This window comes from Microbacterium sp. H6, assembly GCF_003314775.1.
In the GTDB taxonomy this organism is placed as follows: domain Bacteria; phylum Actinomycetota; class Actinomycetes; order Actinomycetales; family Microbacteriaceae; genus Microbacterium; species Microbacterium oxydans.
This window is the reverse complement of the sequence record NZ_QOAY01000216.1, coordinates 1,062-9,199: the sequence shown is the minus strand read 5'-3', so window position 1 is coordinate 9,199 and position 8,138 is coordinate 1,062. Positions and strand designations below refer to the sequence as shown.

Sequence of the window (8,138 nt, the reverse complement as noted above, 5' to 3'; positions counted from 1 at the left end):
ATCGTTGTACCGCCACTTCGGCGTGCCGTAGAAGTACTGCGTCTGCTGCACTTGGCTCAGCGGGCCCCCCGTCACACCGTTGACGAGGATCGAGGAGACCGGGTACTTGTGGAACAGGTCCTGCCGTCCGCCGAGCGGGATGGTCGACTGCGGCACCCACCACTCCGGGAAGCACCAGTTCGTGTTGTTCGGCAGGTCGCCGAGGATTCCTGCAGCCTGAGCCGGCGTGCACTGCTGGCCCTGGTAATTCACGCTGATCACGCCGCCGAGACTCGTCTTGATCGAGCTCAACCGCCACTTGTCGAGCGGGGCCAGACCATCGACGACCCACACCCGGTTCTGCATCGTGACGCCGGAGAACACCGTCGCCGGCTCCACGATCGCCGCTTGCCCTGCCGCTGTGCCCGTCCGCTGCACCTGCGTGAGCCAGAGCGCGGCCGATGTCCCGTCGCCGGGATCAGGGTACGAGTGCCCGAGCGCCCAGGAGTCGACGGTCGAGTACTCGCCCGAGACCTTCGCCTGCGACTCCACCTTCACGAGGCTCGCGTTCGTGAAGAACGAGGGTGCGATCTGCGAAGCACTGCACGAGGTTCCGGTGCACAGCTGGTCGAACGGCACGTCGGGATACTTGGCCGGATTCGCCGGCATCACCGCGCTGTCGAGGGCCGCAGCCGTGCACGATGACCCGGTGGCATCGTTGCATCGGCCCTTCCCGTCGTAGCTGAAGAGAACGCGGTACCCCGCGGCCTTCGATGCGAAGAGGTCCGTGGCCCGCAGCCCGTACTCGATGCGCGTGAGGGCACCGCCACGCTGGTACGCGGTCGCTCCCGAACCGCCCTTGGCATACTTGTTCGTCTCCGCCGTGTAGTACATCGTCTGCGCATTGCCGTGCACGTCGACGACGTAGTCCAGGTTCCACCGCCACGCCTGCGAGCAGGAAGACGCCGCGAACGTCGAGGCATGACACGGCTCCCCCGCATCGTTGCCGAACACCGGCACCGTCCAGGTCGAGTTCGTCGTCGCCTTGCCCGCGGACCACCCGGGGAGCTGATTGAGACCGAAGTAGTACTGGGTGCCGTCGGTCGTTGTCATCCGCCAGCACTCGTTGTTCACCGTTCCGTTCGCCGCACAGCCCTGCGCGGCACCGACAAGGCGCTCGAAGCGGGTGCCGTCATCGTTCTGCAGCTTCCAGACACCGCTGGCCGTGTCCTTGATGAGCGCGCCCGACCGCCCGGCCATCGATACCGTGGCGTTGTCGGTTCTCCAGCACAGGTCGCCGGATGTCGTGACCGCACCACTGGCACCGTCATCCTTCGCGCACGGGATATAGCTGCGCTCGATGAACCCGGCGGCGGTGAGGTCCCATCCCTCACCCACCACCGACGGCTGGTTGTTCGTCGATGCTGTGAGCCCATCCACCGACTGCGAGTTGTATGACAGGCCCACCGACGGCGTCGGCCCCGCACCGGGAGCGGGGACGGCCATGTCGTAGTTCCACGTGAACGCGCCGGTCTGCTCTGCGACGTCCCACGTCGACGACGACTTCAACGGTGTGGCCGCATACGAGCCCGTGCCGTTCGCGCTGCTCGCGCCCGACACCGCCGCGAGCATCATCGGCTCTTTCGAGACCTTCGGTGTGAGCACCAGCCCCTCGTCCGTCGCCGCGGTCGCCACGGGGACGGCCTTCTCCGACACGTCCTCCGGCTTCGTCGACGCGGGCACCTGCACCCACTCCAGGCGACTCGCGAAGTCGCCGCCATAGGCACCGGCGAGCAGCTGCTGAGGCATCCGCACCGCGACCGGCTCCCCTTCTTCCTCCGCGTCCTGCTGCGCCAGAGAGACGACGATGCCGTCGAGCCCCTTCTTGGCCGCCGCCTTCTCGTCGAGGATCTCCACGACCACGGACGGGCTCTGCGACGCCGCGTCGTCTTCCTCCCCCTCCGCGTTCTCGGCATCGTTCTCGGCTGCGTTCTCCTTCTCCGCCGCCCCGACGCCGGACGCGGGTGCGAGGGCGAGGCCGGTATCGCCGAGCGGCTTCCACTCCCCGGCCACCGTCGCCGGCGCAGCCCCCTCCGCGCCTTCCGCCGCGTCGGTCGTGACGCCCTCCAGATCCGACTGCTCGAGAACGATGTCGGTGCTCTCCAGCGACGGGATCTCCATGGCATCCGGAGTGGCCGAGTTCACCGACGAGAGCGGGTCGGCGCCCGCATCCGCCTCGCTGACCGTCGAACCCGGTACCGGATCGCCGAAGACCGGGGTCTCGACGGTCGGTGTCGGCGACTCGGCGAAGGCTGCTCCCGGAGCCGCGACCAGCACTCCACACGCGAGCACCGAGGTGGTGAGAACAGCAAGAATCGTGCGGGTGCTCCGACGCGCCATGGTCAGTCTCCGGTACTCAGTCGGTGAAGGGGAGTTCGAAGGCGGCCATTCGGGCCAGCTGCGCATGGTCGATGACACCGGGGACCATGACGGGGTTCGTGATGAGCCCGATGAACCGGAGGCTGTCGGGGCCCGGGGCGAACATCAAGCTTCCGTTCGCCGAGCGATCACCGCTGCCGTTGACGTGGCCGTTGACGGCGACCGGCGTGATGGAGTTGCCGATGTGGAGGCGGAGCTGCTGGTTCGCGGCATCCCAGATCCCGGTGACCATCTGCCAAGTGCTGGGCAGGACCGTTCCCCCGGTGACGCAGTTGTTGTCGCGGGCGGTGTTGCTCATGTTCACGTACTGCTCGCCGAGGCAGAAGGCGTACTTGCCGGTGCTGGTGATCTGCAACTGCATCGTCCCGATGCCCTGGCCCCGCTGGATGGCGATGATCTGGGACGTCGGCGCCACGTGTGCCGGCTTGACCCAGAGGCTGAAGGAGAAGCTCTTGGACGCGTCGACGGGAGCCGCCAGGGCGGTGATCTCGTATCCTGCGGTCGCCACGTTCGTGGAGAGCACGGGCGAGGCGACCGGGAAGTCGGGGAGGTCCGTCGTGGTCGTCGACGCAGTCGCGGGGATCATGAGGTCGATGGCGTTCGCACCGATCCATGGGTTGGAGTCCGGAATCGCCTCCGGAAGCGGCGATGACATCGTCGTGAGCTGCCAGGCGTGTCCCGCGTCGAGGTTCGCGGCGGTGGCCGGGGTCCCGGTGTTCCCGCCGGGATAGAGCGGATGCCCTGTGGGAGCAGACTGATTGCCCGCCTTGTCGTAGGCGGAGACCCACACCGTCGACAGCGAGTCGACAGGCGCGACGGTGACGGTCGTCGCACCGCTGCCGGTCTTGCAGGCCCACCGGACGCTGTTGGTCACTGTGGTCGCGCAGTTCGGAAGGGCCGCAGCCACGGAGACCGTGCCGTCAGCCGGCACCGGAGGCGCAGGGGCGACCAGCTGCGTGGGGGTCACCCAGTAGACGTATCCCGCGACATCCGCTGCCCCGGTCACCGACAACGGGACTCCAGTCCCGACGGCATAGGAAGCACCCGTCGGGGCCTCCACCACCGGCACAGCCGGCTTCGTCGTATCCACCGTGAAGTAGCACCACTCGCTGTAGCCGGTGCCATGATGCGTCGTGTCCTGACCTCTCCCGCGCCACGCGTACGTCTCGCCATCGACCAGGCCGGTGAACGTCACTGTCTTCGTCCCTCCGGCGGCGAGGCCGGACCCCAGTGTCTGCACGAGGACACCGAGATTGCCGGCCTTGGCCAGGTAGAAGTTGGTACCGACGCTTCCTCCGTCGGGATCCGTCTGATTCACCGCGACCGCGACGTCCGTCTGACCGATCGCGGCCGGAGCCGCAGCGGTGCCACACGCACGCGAAGGGGAGGTGAACGACGGGGCGGTGGGCGTGTTCGGCAGGGTGTTGTAAGAGACGATGAGCGTTGCCGCGCGGCTGTAGTGACGACGCGACGGCAGGTTCGCATTCGTGTAAGTGAAGGCGAACTGAATGGCAGACGCCCCCACTTTGGCCTGCACGCCCGATGTCACGTTCCAGCCCACCGCCATCGGCGCCGAGCCCAGGCCGGGGCCGTACCACGGAGCCTGCAGCGGGGCACTCCACCCACCCGTTCCTGCCGCGTTCCACGCCTGTTCCTGCGCCCAGGTGAACCCGGTCGGCTTGATCCCATAGGTGTGGACCTGGATCGCACCCGCCCCGCTGGACGCGACCGCGAGCTGAGTGGTGTTCAGTCGGGCGCTCGTCACGACCTTGCCCGCCAGAGCGCCGATGGGGAACTGGAAGAACATGTCCGAGCGATACTGCTGGTAGATGCCGACGCGCAGCACATCGGAAGCCCCCGCCGACAGGTACGACTGGTTCGGATAGGCCGCGTCCGTGTACCAGGAGGCTGTGATCCCCGACGACCAGTCAGGGTCGACGAAGATCGGATACACGACATCCCCGTCGCGCTTCTCGTGCTTCGTCACCGAATCGCCCACGTCGAGCAGCACTCGGTCCGCCCCCACGTCGTGCGTCACGGGCAACGGCGGTGCTTCGCCGCCCGGCTCGCGATAGGTGCCCCCCTCGGAGGAGTCCCACCACAGCGGCTGACCGGCGACGATGCTCGACTCATCCCCTGTCTCCGCGGTGACGGTGCCCGTCGAGTCCGCGCTCAGCTCTGCGTTCTCGACGACGACGTGAAGACCGTCGAGCTTCGCGGACTGCGCTGCCTCCTCGGTCTTGACGACGTAGATCGACGCCTGCCCGGTCTTCGTCGCGACCATCTTCAGGTCGACACCGGGCAGCACCTCAGAATAGGTCGCGGTGTCCCCTTCGACCGCCGGGGTCGGCAGGATCCCGTAGGGCCAGATCTCGGTGATCCACTCGCCCGATTCAGCCTGCACCTGAGCGAGCCGGTCGGTGCCGCCTGACGAGAAGCGCACGGGAGCCGCGGAGGCGATCGGCTCGAACCACTCGCCGGTCGATGCGAGTGTCGTGTCGACGGGTACCCAGTCACCGCCCCGCTCGACCCGCACCGGCACGCTCGATGCCTCGTACCGCATCGTCCCATCCGGCATCGCCAGCGTCTGCTCTGTGGGGGTGATCATCCCCACGACCGGTACCGGTTCCCCGGTAGCGCGAGCCGCAGATGCCGCAGACGAGACCGCACGCTCCCGGATATCGCGGAACGACTGCACCGACAGCTCTCTTGCTGCACCTGCCGTCGGCGCGGCCGATGCCGACAACGCTCCCCCGCTCAGGACGATGGCGAGGACGCAGACAGACCCGAGGCCGGAACGCGCGAGCCTGCGCGAACCCGAAGGAAGGAGATTCACAGACGAAAGCTATGGTTCAGCTGGGAGCGTGCGCAATATCCATCTCCTCGATCAATCCCTTTGTAAGGTATTCGCCGCTCGGGCAATGGAGGCTTCGGGGAGGCGGTCGAGTCCGAGCTCCCGTTCCAGCTTCACCCGCGCCCTGCTCAATGTCGTGAAGACCACCGACTGCGAGCAACGCAGCAGCTCGGCGATCTCCCCCGCGGCCAATCGGTCCCAGTAGAAGAGGACGACCATCCTCTTCTCCCGTGGGGTCAAGGCGGTCTCGATCGCATGACGCACCGCGATGGCATCGAGGACGTCGGACTGGCGTCGGCCCCCGACGCCGTGACGCAGGGCATCCATCGCCCTGACCTCGGATCGTCTCCTGCGCTCACGATCTTTGAGCTTGTTGTCCGCGGCGCGCAGCAGCCAGATCAAGCCGAGTGGCTTGCGCTCATCCAGCTTCGACCACGCGAGCGTGAACACGTCGGAGACGAGATCCGATACCTCATCCGGGTCGTCGACCACGCACTCGATGTGGTGTCGAACACGAGCCCAATTCTGTTCGAAGACCCGTTGGAAGGCTGCGACGCGCTCCGCCTGCCGCGACTGCTTTCCAACCCCCACGTTCGGATCGTATTGCACCAGGGGCGCGCTTCATGTCAATCGAACGTGCCGACCTCCGGCACCCGATCGGTCCGTGCGTAGCGCAGCAGTGTCACCCCGGCCTCGTCGGTGATCGGCGGCTCGAGTAGACGCAGCACCCTCGGCGACGCGCCGTCGTCGAACACCTTCTTGCCCGCTCCGAGCAGCAGTGGGTAGACCCAGAGGTTCAGCTCGTCGAAGAGACCCTCAGTGAGCAGCGTGTGCACGAGATCGATGCTGCCGATCACATGCACCTCGCGATGGGCCGCCCGTATCGCCGCGATCTCCGCGGCGAGGTCGACACCGACGCGCGTGCTGCCCTCCCAGTCGAGCGCGAGATCCGCATCCCGGGTCGCGACGTACTTCGGCACGCGGTTGAAGAGCGTGCCGATGTCGCCGGATTCGCCCTCGGTGTGATGCGGCCAGTACGAGGCGAAGATGTCGTACGTGTGCCGCCCGAGCAGCAGCGCATCGAGACCGCGCATGCCCTTCTCGATCTCGGGTCCGACGCCGGAGGAGGGGTATCCGGCCTGCCACCCGCTGAACCGGAATCCGCCCGACGTGTCCTCATCGGTGCCGCCGGGACCCTGGGCGACTCCGTCGAGAGAGGTGAAGAGGTCGATCAGGATGCGACCGGGCGCCTGTTGTTCATCGGGCGCCTGTTGTTCATCGGCATATTGGTTGTTCATGTCGTGCTCCCCACTGTCAGTCGTGCGATGTGGAAGGTGTCGGCGAACGAGTCCAACAGCGATGCATCGCCACGGACGACCGCGACGACGTCCTGCGCCAACGCCTCGGCCGGGGTGATGTCGCCGCCGATCAACCGACGGATACCGGGGCCGGCGACGATCACCGCATCCGGTTCTCCTTCGGGGATGCGCCCGCCGACGGGAGGCGCCGGAGGAGCGAGCTGCGCGACGCGGAGCTCGCCGTCGCGCACCGATGCACGGAGGGCGACATCGCCGACGTGCAGTTCGTACTCCGCGTCCAGCGCGCTCTCGGTGACGAACGCCGTGCGCAGCGCCATCGTGAGGGAATCGGCCGTGACGACGTCGCCCTCGTCCGGGTCTCCCATCGCCTGGAAGCCCCAGCGTCCGAGGGCGAGCATGATCGGCTCGAAGGAGCGCCCGTAGGAGGTGAGCTCGTACACGAGTCCGCAGTTCAACAGCGGCACACGTCGCACGACCCCACCCTCCTGCAGCTCTTTCAGTCGCGTGGACAGGATGTTGGTGGGGATGCGCGGCAGGCCCTGCTTGAGGTCGGTATACCGACGCGGTCCGACGAGCAGATCGCGGACGATGAGCAGCGCCCACCGCTCCCCGATCAGCTCGACGGCCGTCGTCACACCGCAGTACTGGCCGTAGCTGCGCGCCGCCATGTCAGGCCGACGTGGCGGTGTCGGCCACGTGATCCGGGCCGTTCTCGATGGCTTCGGGCGTCATGTAGAGGAAGCCGAGCGAGTTGCCGTCGGGGTCGTCGAGGTCACGCGAGTACATGAAGCCGTAGTCCTGTACGGGCTTCGGCTCGGCGCCTCCGGCCGCCAGACCCTTCGCGAGGATCGCATCGACCTCCTCGCGGGAGTCCTGGCTGAACGCCACCGAGACCTGGACGACCTCGTTCGGGTCGGCGATGGGCTTGTCGGTGAAGGTCGAGAAGAACTCGCGCTTGAGGATCATGAAGTAGATGTCCTCGCTCCACACGACGCACGCCGCATTCTCGTCGGTGAACTGGGGGCTGATCTCGCAGCCGAGCGCGGTGTAGAAGGCCTTCGCGCGCTCGAGGTCGGTGGTGGGCAGGCTGACGAACACCTTGGTCATGATGGCTCCTCCGGAGGTGTGAGCTCATCGGTCGGTGAGCTCGTTGAGGACAAGCTTGTTAAAAGCAATCATGCTTGTCAATAGCAAGTTCGGAACGATCCCCCACACGGGGGATGCGGCTCCGCCACGGCCCGCCCTACGGTGGAGGGATGTCCGCCGCCCCGTTCGTCCGCACGCCGACCGAGCGCGAACGGCGCAGCGATCTCGTGCTCGCCACCGTGCTGTTCGTCGGTGCCGTGCTGAGCGCAGCGCTCTCCTCGATCGCGGAGATGTACGGCGACGAACAGGCGCCGCTGTGGACCGCCCTCGTGTACGCGGTGGTCGTCACCGCTCCCCTGGCCGTGCGCCGGCGCTGGCCAGGCACCGTCGCCGTCATCGTGGTGGCCGCCTACTTCACCGCGGTGACGATCCGCATCCCCGAGATCTACGTCGGCAACATC

General features: G+C 67.1%; 6 protein-coding genes and 1 pseudogene. 1 reads left to right on the top strand and 6 read right to left on the bottom strand.

Going from position 1 to position 8,138, the window contains the following annotated elements; all coding sequences use genetic code 11:
- The 6 genes from DSP71_RS22370 to DSP71_RS14270 form a co-directional block, all read right to left on the bottom strand.
- The coding region (locus DSP71_RS22370) for a hypothetical protein (RefSeq protein ID WP_220151125.1) at positions 1-2,379 on the bottom strand (2,379 nt) is incomplete at its 3' end.
- Positions 2,380-2,395: 16 nt separating this feature from the next.
- On the bottom strand, positions 2,396-5,026 hold the full coding sequence (locus DSP71_RS14290; RefSeq protein WP_113681427.1) for a LamG-like jellyroll fold domain-containing protein: 2,631 nt from the start codon (positions 5,024-5,026) through the stop codon (positions 2,396-2,398).
- A 279-nt stretch (positions 5,027-5,305) separates the two neighbouring features.
- Positions 5,306-5,863 carry an RNA polymerase sigma factor gene (locus DSP71_RS14285; RefSeq protein WP_179515749.1) on the bottom strand — a complete coding sequence of 186 codons (558 nt, stop codon included), beginning with the start codon at positions 5,861-5,863 and terminating at the stop codon, positions 5,306-5,308.
- Positions 5,864-5,898: 35 nt separating this feature from the next.
- Positions 5,899-6,570, bottom strand: a complete 672-nt coding sequence (locus DSP71_RS14280; RefSeq protein WP_113681425.1) for a dihydrofolate reductase family protein — start codon at positions 6,568-6,570, stop codon at positions 5,899-5,901.
- Positions 6,567-7,259 (bottom strand): helix-turn-helix domain-containing protein, encoded by a 693-nt coding sequence (locus DSP71_RS14275; RefSeq protein WP_113681424.1) that lies wholly within the window; start codon positions 7,257-7,259, stop codon positions 6,567-6,569. Before DSP71_RS14275 ends, DSP71_RS14280 begins: the two co-directional genes overlap by 4 nt.
- 1 nt (position 7,260) lies before the next feature.
- Positions 7,261-7,698, bottom strand: coding sequence for a VOC family protein (locus DSP71_RS14270; RefSeq protein ID WP_179515748.1), 438 nt, complete (start codon positions 7,696-7,698; stop codon positions 7,261-7,263).
- Positions 7,699-7,847: 149 nt separating this feature from the next.
- Between DSP71_RS14270 and DSP71_RS23935 the strand changes: the two are divergent.
- Positions 7,848-8,138: pseudogene (locus tag DSP71_RS23935) on the top strand (sensor histidine kinase); the annotation flags it as partial.